We start from the raw sequence: 17,889 nt of genomic DNA on the forward strand, positions 1-17,889 counted from the left end.
TGGTTTGGATGCCTACTCCTAGAGAGCTGGAATACAGGAAGAAAAAACATACGAATACGTTACAGAAATATGTCAGCAGGGAGTTTTAACATGGATTTTGAAGTTCAATACTTATCATTTTACGTTGTACAGGTAGAAGGCAAAGGCGAGCAGGCAGATAAAAGGTATAAGCATTTCCAGACATTGAATGAGGAAGAATATGAATCTAGTCATCTGAAGGATTTTCTCGACGGGGAGTTCACTAAAATCGTCAAGCGCAAGGTAGAACGCCATCCCAAAACAGATGAAGTTCCTACTAAGCTTGGCTACTTCATAGTTGAGGATGGGCATGATTTAACATCCAATCCAAATTACAATCAATTCCATCGTGTACGTTTTGCGGAATCAAAGGAAGTATTTCAGCAAGAGAGCGAAAAATTCGCTATTGCTTACGTTGATACAAGCGCAGTAAGAGGCGGGGCTTTCATTGTAGCAAGGGCTAAGCTTCGCAAATATTTTGATGATGCATTTGTTTTTATCCTGAAATGTGATTTTGAACCAAAAGTAGCATCCATTTCGGATGAATCTACATTGATCCGACAGGTGGAAATGGCGATAACGACTAAAAATATGAAATCAATACAGTATCCCTATATGCCAGAAGAGGGAATGATCCAGGATAATGAACTGAAAATCAACCAGTCTTCCCATGCACGTTATTTTGAAGACTTCCTGAAATTTGTGGAGTATGGCCAGTCGATGCCGGAAATCGTAAAGACCCAGGTCATAGAAATGGTGCGCGGGCATATGGAAGAAACATTTGAGCCAGAAAGTGAAGAACGGGAGCAGCTTGAAAACGCCATGGAAATATGGGCGGCCAGCGACAAGCGCGAGCTCCAGGAACGCTTCGAGCCCGAGCAGGTCATTGAAGCGGCTGCACAGCTTATCGAGCATACCCCTGAACTGGAACTGAAAATGAAGCTCGATCATATTTCGGTTAAAGGCTTGCTGGCTGATTACGGTGACAGCATCCATCTGGCAAAGGTTAATGGGAAGTATGTCATCATGATCGAAGCAGATACTATTACCTTCGAAAAAGGCTTTTCTCCTGTCGAATTTGCAAAACCGGATGAAATCGGTACAGTTGTTGAGAGAATCCGGCAAAAGAGCTAACCAAAATAAAAATGCTAGATCTACTATCACACAAAAAGCATTGGCGCATTGCCAATGCTTTTTTACACCCTTGTCATCAACTGCATATTTTGGTTACAATTGGAAAGAAGGGATGATAGTTTAGCAGCAAGGGGGATATTGGTTGATTACTACATATGTAAATTGGAATAATGCAAGGGTAAAGTTAACCTGGAAAAAAAGTGATCAACTTCCACCAAGGGATTTGATCAGCAGTGTACATGGATTCTGCTTTTTAGAGAATATGGTGCTGCTGGTAAACTTGAATCATCGCGGATGGGATATGACTGGCGGCCATATTGAGGATGGTGAATCTGCTGAGGAATGCTTTAAGAGAGAGACTATGGAAGAGGCCTATGTTTCTGGGGATTGCACGCTTTTAGGCTCTATTATTGTGGATCATAGTGAAAACTCGCAATGGAATGATAATAGTCCTTACCCTAAAATTGGCTTTCAGGTGTTTTATCGGATGGACATAACAGAAGTACATAAATTCGAAGCAGAATACGAATCCTCAGAACGAATTTTTGTCAATATAGGCCAGGTACGTGAATATTATCATGAATGGCACGAGCTGTATGAGCACATTTTAAGCTGCGCAGCCAGCGAAAAATCATAGATTAATATAGTAAGGATGAATGGAATGGATGCAGTTAAACAAAATAGTCTTGCATGGGACAAAAAGGTTGAAAGTGAATCAGTATATACCAAGGCAGTTTCTAGAGAAATTATTGAAAAAAGCAAAGCAGGTGAATGGAAAGTTACCGTGACAACTGGAAAACCGGTCCCAAGAAACTGGTTTCCGCAATCAATGGCAGGATTGAAAGTTCTTTGTCTTGCTTCGGGGGGAGGACAGCAGGGGCCTGTTCTGGCTGCGGCGGGAGCTGATGTGACAGTTGTTGATATTTCAAAAAAACAGCTGGGGCAGGATGAGTTTGTCGCCAGAAGAGATGCACTTCATTTAAGTACCTTACAATGCAGTATGACAGATCTGTCGGCGTTCAATGATGAGGAATTTGACATGATCATCCACCCGGTGGCTAATGTATTCGTCGAAGACATTTCCCCGGTGTGGAAGGAAGCATCAAGAGTTTTGAAGAACAAAGGAACGCTTATATCCGGTTTTACAAATCCTCTCTTATTCATCTTTGATGACGAAGAAGACATGAAAGGGAATCTCGTGGTGAAGAATAAAATTCCCGGTTCATCAATGGATTACCTGACAGAGCATCAAAAAGAGGAATATATTAAATCAGGCAATACAATCGAATTCTTCCATACATTAGAAGACCAGATACAGGGGCAAGTCGATGCGGGATTTGTCATCGCTGGATTGTACGAAGACGATTTCGGCGGCAGAAGGCCACTGGATGAATATATTAAATGTTTTGTCGCAACAAAAGCAGTTAAAATAAAGCTCTGAATTAGTTACGCCCTAAAAATGCTTAGGGCGTTTTATTGTATTTTTAGAATATTTAGACTAATAGTTGAATATTTCAATATAAACGTTATAATAAAGTTAACAGTACATACTGACCGGTTAGTAGAAATCTTTAGGGGGAATAAAATGAGATTAGGAAACAAGACGGCAATCATTACTGGCGCTTCCAGCGGAATAGGACGTGCAACTGCACTTCGCTTTGCAGCTGAAGGAGCTCAGCTTGTGATCGCAGATGTAAACTGTGATGGCGGGCGAGAGACAGCTCAGCTTATTGAACAACAGGGAGGCAAAGCTCTTTTTATTGAGACAAATGTAAGCGATTCCAATCAGATGAAAGAACTCATTTCTGCAACTGTTGAAACCTACGGGAAGCTAGATATTCTCTTTAATAACGCAGGCATAGGCAATCCGGACGTTAGGAGCATTGATCTCGAGGAAGAGGATTGGGACCGGGTCATTGATATAAATCTTAAAGGCGTTTTTCTCGGAATTAAGTATGCTGTTCCAGAACTGAAAAAGGCTGGTGGAGGAGCAATCATCAATACTTCAAGCTTGCTTGGGATCAAGGGTCAAAAATATCTTGCAGCTTACAACGCATCCAAGGCTGGCGTCATCCTGCTGACCAAAAATGCTTCGTTAGAATACGGCAAGGACTGTATCCGTGTAAATGCAATTGCCCCGGGTGTTATCGATACGCAGATTATAGAAGGCTGGAAAAATGATGAGCGGAAATGGCCCCTCATTTCGAGGGCTAATGCTTTAGGCAGAATCGGAACACCTGATGAAGTCGCTAATGCGGTCCTATTCCTTGCCTCCGATGAAGCTTCTTTTATTACTGGTGCCACTTTGTCAGTCGACGGCGGTGGACTGACATTTTAGCCATATACACTTAAGTTAAATTTTGAATGGGGGAAATTAAATGAGCGAGAAAAATGCCTGGCTTTCCAAGTATCCTGACTCCATTGCATCCACGATCAATATTCCAGAAAAATCTTTGCCGCAAATGCTTCGAGAATCAGCAGAGAAGTATCCTCATAACAATGCTTTATCCTTCTATGGCAGAAAAGTCACCTATGAACAATTGTCCCAGGCTGTGACACATTTTGCTTCAGCACTGCAAAACAGAGGAATGGAGGCTGGAGACAGGGTTGCCATCATGCTTCCGAACTGCCCTCAATATATAATTTCATATTTTGGTATATTGACCACAGGAGCAATTGTCACCCAGGTTAATCCAATGTCCGTTGAAAGGGAGCTTGAATATATCCTCAATGATTCAGGTGCGGAGACCATTGTTGTATTTGATGCGCTATATGCCAAAGTTAAAAGTGTTCAGGCATCAACCAACCTTAGAAACATCATCGTTGTCAGTCTCCAGCCTTCTGGACATGAGTTTGTCCCAGATACAAAATTTGAAGTGTTTTTATCAGAAAGCAGCGGCAGGACATCAGTGGTGGATGTTGATCCTGCCGAGGATGTCGCTGTGCTGCAGTACACAGGCGGGACGACAGGAAGATCCAAGGGAGCGATGCTGACCCATCGGAATCTACTTGCCAATGTCCTGCAATCCCATGAATTTTTCAAGAATGACATAAAACCTGGACAAGAACGCTCGTTGACTGTAATCCCTCTGTTCCACGTATTTGGAATGACGGCCTGTATGAATCTATCAATCTATACAGGGGCAGAAATTATTTTGCTGCCGCGCTTTGACCTGGAAGAGGTGTTGAATACGATTAAAAATGAGCAGCCAACTATGTTCCCGGGGGTCCCGACGATGTATGTCGCGATTACGAACCATCCAAAGGCAGAGGAGTATGGAATCGGCAGCATTGAAATTTGCAACAGCGGGAGCGCGCCAATGCCTGTAGAGCTATTAAAGGAATTCGAGAGAAAAACCGGTTCTAAGATTCTGGAAGGCTATGGCCTCTCGGAAGCATCTCCTACTACACACTGCAACCCAAGCTTTGCGGAAAGAAAAGCTGGCAGTGTCGGCATCGGCATGCCGTCAACAGAATACAAAATTGTCGACCTGGCAACAGGAACAGAAGAAGTACCAGCCGGAGAAATGGGCGAAGTAATCATCAAAGGCCCACAGGTTATGAAGGGCTACTGGAATATGCCAGAAGAGACGGCAAACACATTGAGGAATGGGTGGCTTTATACCGGAGATATCGCGAAGGTTGATGAAGAAGGATATCTATATATTGTCGACCGAAAAAAAGACTTGATTATCGCGAGCGGCTACAATATTTACCCACGTGATATTGAGGAAGTATTATATGAACACCCAGCTGTACAAGAGGCCGTTGTCATTGGCGTACCGGATGAATATCGTGGTGAGGCAGTCAAAGCAGTGATCGTGCTAAAAGCCGAAAAGGAAGCAGATGAAGCTCAGATCAAGGAATTTTGCCGACAAAATATGGCTGCATACAAGATTCCAAACGTGGTCGAATTCCGTGAACAACTGCCAAAGACAAGTGTGGGGAAGATTTTACGGAGAGCCCTGAGAGAAGAAGTAAAAAGTAAATAAATGCTTTAATCTCAATGGGACAGGGGGTAAAATATGGTATAATTTTGTGCAGACTAGTAGGATTGCGAGGACAGCAAAGTGAAAGAAAAAATAACAGCACACAGCATTAAATTATTTGAGAAAAAAGGCTTCAGCGAGACATCTATCCAGGATATCGTTGACTCTCTTGGTGTGACAAAAGGTTCATTTTATTATTACTTTTCCAGCAAAGAAGAATTACTGATGGATATACATCTCAGATATATTGACGAGTTATTAGGCCGTCAGGAAGAAATTCTCTCAGAACCGACAACAAGCAAGCAAAAATTGTTCGATATCGTTTATATGCTAATTAGCAGCATCAAATCCAAAGGGGCATCTGCAAAAATCTTTTTCAGGGAAATGCGTCACTTGAGTGATGACAGATTGGCACAAATTGTCGAGAAGCGGGACCAATTCAGACTGAACGTGGAACTGCTGATTCGCAAGGGAATTGACAGTGGCGAATTCCGAAAGGATTTGAATCCCATCATCGTTACATTCGGGATACTCGGTGCTGCAAACTGGAGCTACCAGTGGTTCAATCCACTAGGAAAGGTTTCTGATCGGGAAGTAGCCGAGATTTTTGTCGAGATGATCCTAAAGGGAATCGAAGTCAATTGAAGAATAAAATAGAAAGAGGCTTATGCAAGCCGGGCCTTTTTCTATGCCACTTACATACCAACCGGTTAGTACGAGAAAGATTCATCTGAAAATACATCACATAGAAAGAGGGGAGATTAATGCAGGAAATCCAGGTTCAAGCCAGATTTGGCGAGACGGACGCATTAGGACATATTAACAATACCAGTTATTTTGTCTATCTGGAGGAAGCAAGGATCCGTTTTTTTGAGTTATTAGGCTACAGCATGGAATTGAATGACTGGAAATTCATTTTAGCTTCTACGAAATGTGATTTTGTCAGCCAGGGTTATTTCGACCAGCTATTAACTGTAAAAACTTATGTATCAAGAATTGGTTCAAAAAGCTTCCAGCTTGAACATGACATTGTTTGCTCGCAAACCCAGCAATTGATTGCAAAGGGAAACGCAATAATTGTTTACTATAATTTTGCAAACCAAAAGAGTGAGGCTTTGCCCGAATTGCTGAAAGAAGGACTGAAAAGCTATTTATTGCCCGTTTAAATAACTGAATATTCCGCATTTATCAGGAGGTGCTAGGAATGAGATTCGCAGAAACGGTTGTTCTTGTTACAGGAGCCGGGAGCGGAATCGGAAAAGCGGCCGCTGCCCGGTTTGCCAGCGAAGGCGCAAAAGTAATATTGGTGGGGCGTACGAAATCTAAGCTTGAGAGAGCGGCAAAAGAAATAAATGAATACCATAAGCTTCCCAGGGCTGAAATCTTTCCAGCTGATGTAACCGATGAGGAAGATATTAAGGAGTTAGCAGAATACGTGGAGGAGCAATTTGGCGAATTGCATGTACTAGTCAATAATGCTGGCGGTTCGGTCCACTCAAAAATCCTGGACACCTCAGCCAGTGATTGGGACTTTGTACAAAATACAAATTTAAAAAGTGTTTTCCTGGTCTCGAAAACGCTAGGAAAGCTAATGGCACAAAGTGCAGAGAAGGAAGGAGGTTATCCTCAAAATAGTTCGATCGTGAATGTAGCCAGTTTATCCGGACACCAGGCAGGAGCCCATATCCCCCATTATAGCGCAGCCAAAGCTGGTGTCATCAATTTTACAAAAGCATTGGCATTGGAATTGTCCCCATTCGGGATCAGGGTCAATTCAGTATCACCTGGCTTCGTGGAAACTCCACTGACTGAGCAGGGTATGAAGAATGAACAATTTGTAAAAGCAATCAGAAAAAATACTGCCCTAAGGCGCGCTGGCAATCCAGATGAAATTGCGAATGTGATTGCTTTTGTCGCTTCACGAGAAGCTTCCTACATGACGGGTTCTGACATTCTCGTTGATGGTGGCTGGTTGATTAAATAAGCTTATGATTCTATTAAATCCAAGAAAGGGTGATCTCTTTGACGAATGTTAAGACGAGTGACCACTTGGTCATTAACAAAAATGGAGCAGTGCTTTCCTTGACCTTAAACAGACCCGAAAGCTTGAATGCCTTCAGCCCGGAAATGATTCTTACATTGACGGATGCATTGAGAGAAGCACAGAACGACCCGGAGGTAAAGGTAATCGTTTTGTCCGGGGCAGGCCGATCGTTCAGTGCTGGTGGCGATGTAAAAACGATGGGCCAGGCAAACGCGACCGGTGTTTATGACCATATTGGCAGACTGAATGAGTGTATCCTTGCAATGAAAGCTTTAGAGAAGCCAATCATTGCAGCTGTTCATGGTTTTGCTGCTGGGGCAGGCTTCAACCTTGCGCTTGCTTGTGACTTGATTGTATCTGCTGATGACAGTAAATTTGCGCTGAGTTTCTCGCAGGTAGGCCTTGTCTCTGATGGCGGGGGTTCTTATTTTGTCCCAAGACTCATAGGTCCACATCTCGCAAAGCAATTCATGTTCACTGCAGAACCAATTCCGGCAGAGCGTTTATACCAGCTCGGAGTCATAAACTTTCTCGTGCCTGCAGCAAAGTTACAGGATGAGACACTTAAGCTCGCCGTTCAGCTGGCAAATGGGCCGACTAGAGCATATGGAATGATTAAGAAGCTGGTCGACCATTCAATGACAGCAAGCCTGGAAGAAATTCTTGAGCAGGAAAGGATTACACAGACAATGATGGTATCCACGGAAGATCATCAAGAAGGCATTGCAGCCTTTAAAGAAAAAAGAAAACCAAACTTTACAGGCAACTAAGGAGGCAAATTATGAAAGCTATTCAATTGAAAGAATTTGGCGGTCCAGAGGTACTCCAATTAGTAGAGTTGGAGCGCCAAGTTCCTACAGGTCATCAAGTATTAATTGAAGTCCATGCGATCGGTGTTAATTATGCGGACACAGCAAGAAGAGAAGGACAGTATGTGGTTCCTACTAAACTCCCGTTTATCCCTGGAGCAGAAATTGCGGGAGTTGTAGTCGAAACAGGAGAATCTGTAACAAATGTCCAGCCAGGTGACCGGATCGTTACCTTGATTGAATCAGGAGGTTACGCTGAATTTGCCCTGGCAGATAGCCGCGGGCTGATTCCTTTGCAGGATAATATGGGATTTGAGCAAGCAGTCGCACTCCCGCTTCAAGGTCTGAGCGCTTATCACATCCTGAAAACGATGGGACGTCTGGAAAAAGGTGAAACCGTGTTAATCCATGCAGCTGCTGGAGGAGTAGGCACCCTGGCTGTCCAACTAGCCAAGCTATCAGGCGCAAGCAAAGTCATAGCGACTGCTAGCACAGAGGATAAACTTGCATTGGCCGCTGAAATGGGGGCGGATGTACTTGTGAATTACGCTGAACAAGGATGGGAGGAAAAGGTCCTGGAAGCCACCGGCGGCAAAGGGGTCGATGTCGCACTCGAAATGGCAGGGGGCGAAATTTTCAATAAAACTTTGAAATGTCTTGCCACATTTGGGCGGCTGGTTATTTATGGAGTTGCCAGCGGCGAGCAGAGCCGCTTTTATCCATCATCTTTGATGGCCAGGAACCAGTCTGTCATTGGGTTTTTCCTGCCTCAAATCATGAGGAAGCCAGCGTTGATTCAATCTAGCATGGCTGAAATGCTGGAGTATTTATCGAAGGGGCAATTAAAACTGACAATCGGTGGCGTATACTCGCTCGAGCAGGCAGCAGAAGTCCATCGACTTTTGCAATCACGGCAGACGAAGGGAAAGTTGATTCTAAAACCTTAATAAGGGGTGTGCTAAATGGCAACGATTAATACGGTAACTGGTCCTATTAAAGCGGAGCAATTAGGGAAGACGCTGATTCATGAACACTTTATTTTTGGATATCCTGGTTTCCATGGGGATGTGACATTGGGTGGATTTAATGAAGAATCAGCTTTGAAAGAGGCAATCAACATTGCCAGGTACATTCAGAGTTTTGGTGTGAAGACAGTCGTTGATCCTACACCAAATGAATGTGGAAGGAACCCGGAATTTTTAAAGAAAATCTCGGAAGCTACGGGTCTCCAGATTATTTGTGCCACCGGTTACTATTACGAGGGTGAAGGGGCAACCCCTTATTTTAAGTTCAGGCAGGCATTAGGCACAGCGGAAGAAGAGATTTATGAAATGTTCAAGAAAGAGCTCACCGAGGGTATCGCAGGTTCCGGTGTAAAACCTGGGGTTATCAAGTTGGCGTCCAGCAAAGATGAAATCACAGAGTATGAAAAGATGTTTTTCCGTGCGGGCGCCCGTGTACAACAGGAAACTGGCGCAGTAATCCTCACCCACACCCAGGAAGGAACAATGGGACCTGAACAAGTCAGATTACTGATTGAACACGGAGCAGATCCTGGAAAAATCATCATCGGCCATATGTGTGGAAATACCGACCCCGAATATCATAAGCAAGTTCTGGACCAGGGCGTTCGGATTGGCCTGGATCGTTTCGGCATCCAGGGTATGGTAGGTGCACCTTTTGACCATGAACGGGTACAGACTCTGCTGGCTTTACTAAATGAAGGCTACGAAGATCAAATTCTACTGGCACATGATACAGTGAATATCTGGCTCGGCCGCCCGCCTGTTATGCCAGAACAAGCAGCGAAGATCATGGAGAACTGGCAGCCAGGCCATATTTTTACCAATATTCTTCCACAGCTTAGGGAAAACGGAGTGTCTGAAACACAAATTGATAAGATGCTCGGCGGAAATGCAGTTGGACTTTTCACTGGAGCTCCTGCGAAGATAGTTTCCTAGAAACAGTCTAAGAGCTGAATCAGATTCTAATAGAAAGGGGCGATGACCTATCCAAAAAATCATACCGCTGACACTGGATTCGCCTTTTTCTGAAGGGATTGTTGTCGTTTATGCCGTTCTTGGTGAAACTGCAACACTTGTGGATGCCGGGAATCCAGGCGAGAAATCCTTTTACCAGCTTAAATCTCTGTTAAAAGACCAAAAACTCAGTTTTAAAGACTTTGACCACATCATTTTGACCCATATGCATACGGACCATTCCGGTGGAGTCAGCCTGATTCAACAGGAAGCCGGCCTTCCCGTATATGTACATGACCTTGCCAGGCCTGTGGTTACTGGGGGAGAAACAGAATTTAATAGAATCAATCAATTTTTTAATGATTTTATCATGCGATGTGGTGCTGACCCTTCCGTTCATCAGCATGCGCGCAGATACAAAGAGGAAATTTGGCGTGATGTCCATTATGTAAGTGAAGGTGATGATGTATACATAGGTGGAAAACCTTATATGGTAGTCCATGTTCCCGGCCATAGCCAGACGGATATTCTTCTGATAGACGAACAAAAGGGTATTACATTTGTCGGTGATCATATAATCCCGGAGCTGGCGGTCAACGCCTTTATTGAACCTCCATTGCCAGGAAATAACCATCGTCCGGCTCCCTTGATCCAATATAGGGAATCACTGATCCGCTCAAGAGGCAGACAACTCGGAAAATGTTATTCAGGACATGGAAAACCCTTCACACAGCACATTGAGCTCATTGATAAAAGATTAGCTCAGCAGGATGCACGCTGCCAGCAAATTGAGCAGGTTTTAAAAGAGCGTGATAAAAATGTTTACGAGATTTGCCAGGAGGTCTACCCACACTTAAAGGGTGGAATCGTTTTTCTTGGACTCTCCCAAATACAGGGTCATCTTGATTTGATGGAAGCACGAAATGAGGTGATGAAAGTGGAAAGAGGTTCAATTTTTTATTATAAGCTGATCTGATAGTTGCCAAAGCTTCTTATACTTTTAACAGGAGAGGATTAAATGAAGCTGAAAGAGCTGCTTGAAAATAATATCAATAAATATGGTGAATATCCATTTATCTATTATAACGATAAACAGTATACCAATATAGAAACCAGGAAATATGCTGACCAGATTGCGAATGGCCTCCATAAGCTCGGAGTGGGAAAGGGCGACCGGGTTGTCGTCTGTATGCCAAATAACCCTGAAGTGATATTTTCCTATCAAGGCATTACCAGGAGTGGCGCAGTCATTGTTCCAATCATGTTCACCCTGCATCCAAAAGAAATTCAGTACATCATCAAAAATTGCGAAGCCAAAGTTATCATTTCCTCTTCCTATACAGCAGAAAATATAAAAAAGGCTATTGAAGTCCTGGAAGTCAAACCAACCCTGGTAGTGACTGATCTTCCCGGCAGTGATGATGTGATAAACCTCTATGATCTGATGTCTATGGAATCAGCTGACACCGATGATGATTCTAATGAAAACGAAACCTCTGTGATTTTATACACCTCAGGAACGACTGGAAATCCGAAAGGCGTTCTATTGACCCACAAAAATCTCTACACCAATGCAGTCAACTCCGCAGCCCATAATGAAACCGAAAGAGGCGTTACGATTGGCGTCCTTCCGTTAGCGCATGTATACGGGCTTACGATATCGAATACATGCTATATAACGGGAAGTTCAGTTGTTGTTTTTTCCAAGTTTGACCCAGAAGAAATTTTCAAAGCTATTGAGACCTATAAAGTAAAAGCATTCTCCGCAGTGCCTGCTATGATCCATGCAATGGTTGGCAGCCCAAAAGCCGACCAATATAATACATCCTCCCTTGAGTGGATTGGCTCAGGGTCCGCACCGCTGCCTATTGCTCTCCTGAACGGTTTTAGCAAGAAATTCGGCGCGAAAGTGTTTGAGGGTTATGGATTATCAGAAGCAGCTCCAATCGTTACTGCTCATAATAAAAAAATTGAAATAAAACCAGGTTCAGTCGGAATACCGCTTCCAGGGGTCAACATAAAAATAGTGGATCATCTGGGCAGGGAAGTCCCCGTAGGAGAAGTTGGGGAACTGATCGTTTCTGGTGACAATGTTACTCCTGGATACTACCAGAATAGTGCAGAAACAAACCGTGTCATAAAGATGGGCTGGCTGTTTACAGGTGATATGGCCAGAGTTGATCACGAAGGCTATCTCTATATTGTCGATAGGAAGAAGGATTTGGTAATCAGGGGTGGTTTTAATGTATACCCCCGTGATATTGAAGAGCTGCTGAACGCCCATGAATCTGTTTCAGAAGCAGCTGTCGTTGGAGTCCCTGATGAACGGATGGGTGAGGAAATCGTTGGCTGTGTCGTGAAAAAACCGGGAGCAACTCCAACAGAAGAAGAACTGATCTATTACTGCCAGGACAATCTAGCCAAAAACAAAACACCGAAACGCATTGTTTTTATGGAAGCTTTGCCACGGAATGGTGTCGGCAAAATCCTGAAAACTCGTTTAAGAGAAACAGCTGCTAATATCATCGCAAAATGAAGGCTTTTATCGAGGAGGAGTGCAAGTGGAGCAAAGAACCATTTTAACAACCAGCAAGCGGGGATTGCAGACAGATTCATTCCCTTTCAGGCTATATCAAAAAGCAAAGAAATTCGGCATCTGGAACCCGGCAGACATTGATTTTACCCAGGACCAAGAGGACTGGAAGCAGCTGAATGCCGAACAGCAAAATGATATTTTGCGTTTGATTTCACAGTTCCAGGCTGGTGAGGAGGCCGTTACTCTTGATTTGCTGCCGCTGATCATGACAATCGCCAAGGAAGGCAGGTTAGAGGAAGAGATGTTTTTAACCACCTTCTTGTTCGAAGAAGCCAAGCATACTGAATTCTTCCGCCTTGTCTTGAATGCGTTGGGTGAAACAGGTGATCTATCAGTACACCATACAGAAACGTATAAAACGATTTTCTATGAAATCCTGCCAACTACAATGGACCGCCTGCTGACAGACCAGTCACCTGAAGCCATAGCCGAAGCAGCAACTGTTTACAATATGTTCGTTGAGGGAGTCCTTGCTGAAACTGGCTATTACTCATTCTATCAAAACCTTGAAACTCTTGGTTTGATGCCAGGGTTGCTAAAAGGAATCGGCAATTTGAAAAGAGATGAATCAAGGCATATTGGCTATGGAACCTTCCTGCTGCAAAGACAGATTTGTGAGCATCCTCATTTATACGAGTTTGTTGAGGGAAAAATGCAGGAACTTACGCCGCTTGCCATCCGCCTGAACCAGGAGGGATTCCGGGACAAGGATGTAAGTACTTTCGGAAACCAGATTGAAGATACGATGAATTTTACAATGAAACAGCTCTCTGTCCGGATGGAAATCCTGTCTCGCGCAAGAGGCAAGCGGATTGAAGAGATTTATAGGGTCTCAGAGGCTGAGATGGGAGTTTTAGAAGTTTAGTTAAACAGGCAAGAAAATGGAGCCTGGTCGAAATATTTAAAAATGTAGTCGAATAAATCGAATATGTGGTCGAATTAATAACAAATGTGATCGAATAAATAACAAATGTGGTCGAAAAAATCGGAAAAGTGGTCGAATTAATGAATTCTTGCCGAATGACAAGGTGGATATATCTAAGGTTTCACGAATGGAGGCTAAAACAAGTGAAAATCTTTGAAAACGATCATCAATAAAGGGTATAAAGAAAAATTTTTTATAAGTTAAGGAGGAAGCAAAATGACAGTAAATGTCGATGTAAAAACATTCCCTCTATTTATTAATGGAAAATGGGAGGCAGCGAGCAGCGAGGAAACATTTGATGTCTTTAATCCGGCGACTGGAGAATTGGTGGCACGAGTGGCAAAAGGGAATGCAGCCGATGTGGACAGGGCCGTTGATTCAGCACGTAAGGCATTTGATGAAACTGACTGGAAGGATATGAAGCCAAAGGACAGATCGAAGGTGCTTTATGCTATTTCCTATCAAATAGCTGCCCATGCTGAAGAATTGGCTTATCTAGAAGCGGTCAGTTCCGGCGGGACGGTGAGGAGAATTGGCGCGAACGATATTCTGCAAATGGTCGATTTGTTCCAGACATTGGCCAAGTTCGTTGAAGAATATGAATTCTCTGAAACGCTGCCAAGTCCGCCATTCCAAGGACCGGCACATAATTTTATCTGGCGTGAACCAATCGGAGTTTGCGCTGCAATTACACCATGGAACCTGCCAATGGTGATAGCGACATGGAAAATCGCTCCAGCACTGGCGATGGGAAATACGGTTGTCGTCAAGCCGGCAAGCTACACCCCTTTATCGACTTTGAAGCTTGCTGAAATCATTTCACAGGTCGTTCCGCCAGGAGTCATTAATGTCGTGACTGGACCAGGTGCTGAGGTAGGCGAGACACTAGCCAGTCATCCGAATGTCGATAAGATTGCATTTACAGGGTCTACTGAAGTAGGCAGAAAGGTGATGCAGCTTGCAGCAGGAACAGTGAAGAACACGACACTGGAGCTCGGCGGTAAGTCTCCTAATATCATTCTCGAGGATGCGGACCTGAGCATCGCCCTGCCAGGAAGCTTATTTGGAGTGTTCCTGCATTCGGGCCAGCTTTGTGAATCTGGGACGAGATTGTTTGTTCCGGATCATTTGCATGATGTGATTGCAGAGAATCTTGTGAAGCTGGCTGGGAAAATAAAGCTTGGCAATCCACTTGATCCTGCTACTGATGTTGGCCCGGTTATTTCCAAAAAGCAAAAAGAGACGATTTTATCGTATATAGAAGCAGGAAAAGCAGAAGGTGCAACCCTTGTTTGCGGCGGAAAAGAACGAAAGGTTGCAGGCTGTGAAAATGGCCATTTCATTGAACCAACGATTTTCACAAATGTAACGAATGACATGAAAATTGCCCGTGAAGAAATCTTCGGACCTGTATTGTCTGTCATTCGATATACAGATGTTGAGGAAGCAATCAGTATGGCGAATGACTCCATTTATGGCCTTGCTGCCGGAGTATGGACACAGGATGTGAATAAAGCATATGAAGTAACTCGCAAGCTTCAGGCGGGTGTTGTCTGGATTAACGACTGGCATATGCTTCGTAATGATGCCCCGTTTGGCGGATACAAGCAGAGTGGAATCGGACGCGAGATGGGCAAGCATTCACTCGATGCCTACACTCAAATCAAGCATGTGCACACATCGATGGTACCAGAAGCTCATAAGCGGACATGGTACGGCCTGCTTCTTTCCGACACGGAAGAATAAATCATTTCTAAAAAATAAAATGAGGTGAAAAGGATGCAAACGACAACATTATCGCAATTCTCTCTTCGATCAGCTATCTACAGCGGTTCAAATTCACGTGCCATGGTACCTGATCTGTTTAAGGGATTAGGAGCAAAAAGGGTGGTTCTTTTTAGTGACAGGGGTTTAGAAAAAGCCGGAGTAGTACAAAAAGTTGCCCGGATTTTTGAGTTAACCAGTAAAGGTACCGGCCCTGAACTTGCCGGGATTTATGTCGACATTGCCCAGGATGCGGAAAGCCGGTCGGTGAATGAAGCTCTTCGGTATGCAAGGGAAGTGGGTGCTGACGGGCTGCTTGCTGTCGGAGGCGGCAGCGTTCTTGATACGGTTAAGGGAGTTAAATTCGCAATGCATAAAGGGTTAACCGACATCAAAGAGGCGATTCCTGGCGGCTTTTTATTCGAGCAATTCCCAAAGGCAACCCATATCCCGATCCCGCACATTGCAATTCCAACTACAGCTGGAACTGGATCAGAGGTCTCGCCAATCGCGGTCATTTTCCATGAAGATATTCAAATGAAAGGGAATATCATCAATCCTTTCATCAGCGCGGACATCGCGGTGCTGGATCCTGATTTGACAGTAGGACTGCCTCCAGCCATCACAGCTTTTACCGGCTTTGATGCACTGACCCATGCGATTGAGGCATTTGCATCCCCGAATGCTACTGCACTGACTGATGCCCATGCTTTGCATGCAATCAGGCTGATTGAAAAAAACCTTCCTCTTGCAGTAGCAGAAGGATCCAATCTTGACGCCAGAATGGAAATGCTTCAGGCGAGCCTTATGGGAATCACTGCATTCAGTTTTGCTTTAAACGCTATACCGGTACATAATTTCGCCCATGCATATGGAGCATTGTTCCGAATTCCGCATGGACTGGCAAATGCCGTATTCCTGCCTGTGGTGATGGAATATGTACCAAGTTTGTATCTTCCAAAGGTAAAAGAGCTCGCCTCGGCATTGCGGATTGACTTTGATGCTGCTGAGGAAAATGGAGCCGTCCTGGCAAAAGTCATTGAAAAATTGCGCTTGCTTCAGCATAAGACCGGATTGCCGTCTGACTTTACTGAATACAACTTGACCGAGGAAGACCTGGAGCGAGTTGCGGGTGCTGTTGCCAAGGATCCTGCCGCAGTTTCCTTCCCGATGCCAAAAGAATTGATTCAGGCTGTCGGCCAGCAGGTCGTGCCGATTGGCGTTAAATAAAAATGGATTAAAGAGGGTAATCCGTCCGTGATTCACCCTCTTTTTACAGTGAGGGTTTATCCTAACAGTTCGAGTTAATAAAGGAGTGGTCACATATAATGAATTTTGATTTTACAGAGGAACAAGAGCTATTGAGAAAAACGGTCAGGAGCTTTGTAGACAAGGAAATCATGCCATATATAAAAGAATGGGATGAGAAACAGCATTTTGAAACCAGTATTTTAACAAGACTTGCCGATCTGGGTCTTATGGGTGTCTGTATACCGGAACAATATGGCGGCAGCGGTATGGATTATAATTCCCTTGCGATTGTATGCGAGGAACTTGAGCGCGGCGACACAGCATTCAGGACCGCGGTCTCTGTGCACACAGGACTGAACAGCATGACATTGTTCCAGTGGGGAAGTGAGGAACAAAAGCAAAAGTACCTGGTACCTCAGTCAAAAGGACAGAAGGTAGGAGCTTTCGGCCTTACCGAACCTAATGCAGGGTCCGATGTGGCGGCCATGCAGACAACGGCGAGGGACGCAGGAGACCACTATGTGCTCAATGGATCAAAAACATGGATATCATTATGTGATGCAGCGGATCATTTTCTTGTATTTGCTTATACAGATAAAAGCAAAAAACACCACGGCATTTCTGCCTTTATTGTGGAGAGAACCTGGGAAGGATTTTCATCCAAAGCGATAAAAGGAAAACTCGGGATCAGGGCAGGAAATACCGGAGAATTATACTTTGACAATGTAAAAGTTCCGAAAGAAAACTTGTTAGGCCAGGAGGGAGACGGGTTTAAAATCGCGATGTCTGCATTGGATAATGGCCGTTTTACAGTAGCTGCGGGCGCATGCGGTACAATCCTGGCAAGCCTTGAGGCCAGTGTAAAATACTGCCATGAACGAAGTACCTTTGGCAAAGAGATCGGCAGGCACCAGCTTGTCCAGCAGATGATCGCCAGGATGGAAGCAGGCCTTGTACAGTCCCGCTTGCTTGTTTACCGTGCAGGCTGGCTGAAAAACCAGGGGAAAAGGAATACCCGTGAAACCTCACTGGCCAAGTGGCAGGCATGCGACTATGCCTATGAAGCCGCAAATGATGCCGTCCAAATACACGGAGCGTACGGATTCTCCAACGAATATCCAGTTGAACGATATTTACGAAATGCCAAAGCACCTGTGATTTATGAAGGAACAAGAGAAATTCACACAGTCATGCAGGGAGAGTATGTTTTAGGATATCGAGTCGATAAGTCATTGTCCAATATGCTTCCTGCCTGGCCGTTTGAAAGTGTTACAGAAGAGGCTATAAATTAAAGCAATAGGAGAAATTACTTCACAGCTAATACTATATTTATATTAGATTCATTTTCTTTAGAAACAGTTTTTTACCGTAATCCCATAT

General features: G+C 44.2%; 17 protein-coding genes. All 17 read left to right on the top strand.

The window, feature by feature from the left end:
- Positions 1–90 precede the first annotated feature (90 nt).
- The 17 genes from DYI25_RS06490 (at position 91) to DYI25_RS06570 (ending at position 17,801) form a co-directional block, all read left to right on the top strand.
- Positions 91–1,152: a DUF3900 domain-containing protein gene (locus DYI25_RS06490; protein ID WP_213367595.1), complete on the top strand. Its 1,062-nt coding sequence runs from the start codon at positions 91–93 to the stop codon at positions 1,150–1,152.
- Between the two features lie 142 nt (positions 1,153–1,294).
- On the top strand, positions 1,295–1,789 hold the full coding sequence (locus DYI25_RS06495; RefSeq protein WP_213367596.1) for an NUDIX hydrolase: 495 nt from the start codon (positions 1,295–1,297) through the stop codon (positions 1,787–1,789).
- 24 nt (positions 1,790–1,813) lie between these two features.
- Positions 1,814–2,593, top strand: a complete 780-nt coding sequence (locus DYI25_RS06500; RefSeq protein WP_213367597.1) for a class I SAM-dependent methyltransferase — start codon at positions 1,814–1,816, stop codon at positions 2,591–2,593.
- Between the two features lie 144 nt (positions 2,594–2,737).
- Complete coding sequence (locus tag DYI25_RS06505; RefSeq protein ID WP_213367598.1) at positions 2,738–3,490, top strand: SDR family NAD(P)-dependent oxidoreductase; 753 nt, start codon at positions 2,738–2,740, stop codon at positions 3,488–3,490.
- Between the two features lie 40 nt (positions 3,491–3,530).
- Complete coding sequence (locus tag DYI25_RS06510) at positions 3,531–5,144, top strand: long-chain-fatty-acid--CoA ligase (protein ID WP_213367599.1); 1,614 nt, start codon at positions 3,531–3,533, stop codon at positions 5,142–5,144.
- Positions 5,145–5,222: 78 nt separating this feature from the next.
- Positions 5,223–5,786 (top strand): TetR/AcrR family transcriptional regulator, encoded by a 564-nt coding sequence (locus tag DYI25_RS06515; protein WP_213367600.1) that lies wholly within the window; start codon positions 5,223–5,225, stop codon positions 5,784–5,786.
- A 119-nt stretch (positions 5,787–5,905) separates the two neighbouring features.
- A complete protein-coding gene (locus DYI25_RS06520; protein WP_213367601.1) occupies positions 5,906–6,307 on the top strand; it encodes an acyl-CoA thioesterase in 402 nt (133 codons plus the stop codon).
- Between the two features lie 38 nt (positions 6,308–6,345).
- Positions 6,346–7,125 (top strand): SDR family NAD(P)-dependent oxidoreductase, encoded by a 780-nt coding sequence (locus DYI25_RS06525; protein ID WP_213367602.1) that lies wholly within the window; start codon positions 6,346–6,348, stop codon positions 7,123–7,125.
- A gap of 38 nt (positions 7,126–7,163) precedes the next feature.
- A complete protein-coding gene (locus tag DYI25_RS06530) occupies positions 7,164–7,955 on the top strand; it encodes an enoyl-CoA hydratase/isomerase family protein (protein ID WP_213367603.1) in 792 nt (263 codons plus the stop codon).
- A gap of 11 nt (positions 7,956–7,966) precedes the next feature.
- The gene (locus DYI25_RS06535) at positions 7,967–8,941 is read left to right on the top strand and encodes a quinone oxidoreductase family protein (RefSeq protein ID WP_213367604.1); all 975 of its coding nucleotides are present in this window, start codon (positions 7,967–7,969) and stop codon (positions 8,939–8,941) included.
- A gap of 15 nt (positions 8,942–8,956) precedes the next feature.
- Positions 8,957–9,955, top strand: a complete 999-nt coding sequence (locus DYI25_RS06540) for a phosphotriesterase family protein (protein WP_213367605.1) — start codon at positions 8,957–8,959, stop codon at positions 9,953–9,955.
- A 97-nt stretch (positions 9,956–10,052) separates the two neighbouring features.
- Positions 10,053–10,949 (top strand): MBL fold metallo-hydrolase, encoded by an 897-nt coding sequence (locus tag DYI25_RS06545; protein WP_342032508.1) that lies wholly within the window; start codon positions 10,053–10,055, stop codon positions 10,947–10,949.
- A gap of 42 nt (positions 10,950–10,991) precedes the next feature.
- Complete coding sequence (locus DYI25_RS06550; RefSeq protein ID WP_213367606.1) at positions 10,992–12,509, top strand: class I adenylate-forming enzyme family protein; 1,518 nt, start codon at positions 10,992–10,994, stop codon at positions 12,507–12,509.
- Between the two features lie 25 nt (positions 12,510–12,534).
- Positions 12,535–13,434 (top strand): R2-like ligand-binding oxidase, encoded by a 900-nt coding sequence (locus tag DYI25_RS06555; RefSeq protein WP_213367607.1) that lies wholly within the window; start codon positions 12,535–12,537, stop codon positions 13,432–13,434.
- A 276-nt stretch (positions 13,435–13,710) separates the two neighbouring features.
- Positions 13,711–15,240, top strand: coding sequence for an aldehyde dehydrogenase family protein (locus DYI25_RS06560; protein ID WP_213367608.1), 1,530 nt, complete (start codon positions 13,711–13,713; stop codon positions 15,238–15,240).
- Positions 15,241–15,273: 33 nt separating this feature from the next.
- Complete coding sequence (locus tag DYI25_RS06565) at positions 15,274–16,488, top strand: iron-containing alcohol dehydrogenase (protein WP_213367609.1); 1,215 nt, start codon at positions 15,274–15,276, stop codon at positions 16,486–16,488.
- A 98-nt stretch (positions 16,489–16,586) separates the two neighbouring features.
- Complete coding sequence (locus DYI25_RS06570) at positions 16,587–17,801, top strand: acyl-CoA dehydrogenase family protein (RefSeq protein ID WP_213367610.1); 1,215 nt, start codon at positions 16,587–16,589, stop codon at positions 17,799–17,801.
- The last annotated feature ends 88 nt before the right edge of the window (positions 17,802–17,889 follow it).

The sequence above is a fragment of the Mesobacillus boroniphilus genome (assembly GCF_018424685.1).
In the GTDB taxonomy this organism is placed as follows: Bacteria; Bacillota; Bacilli; order Bacillales; family Cytobacillaceae; genus Mesobacillus; species Mesobacillus boroniphilus_A.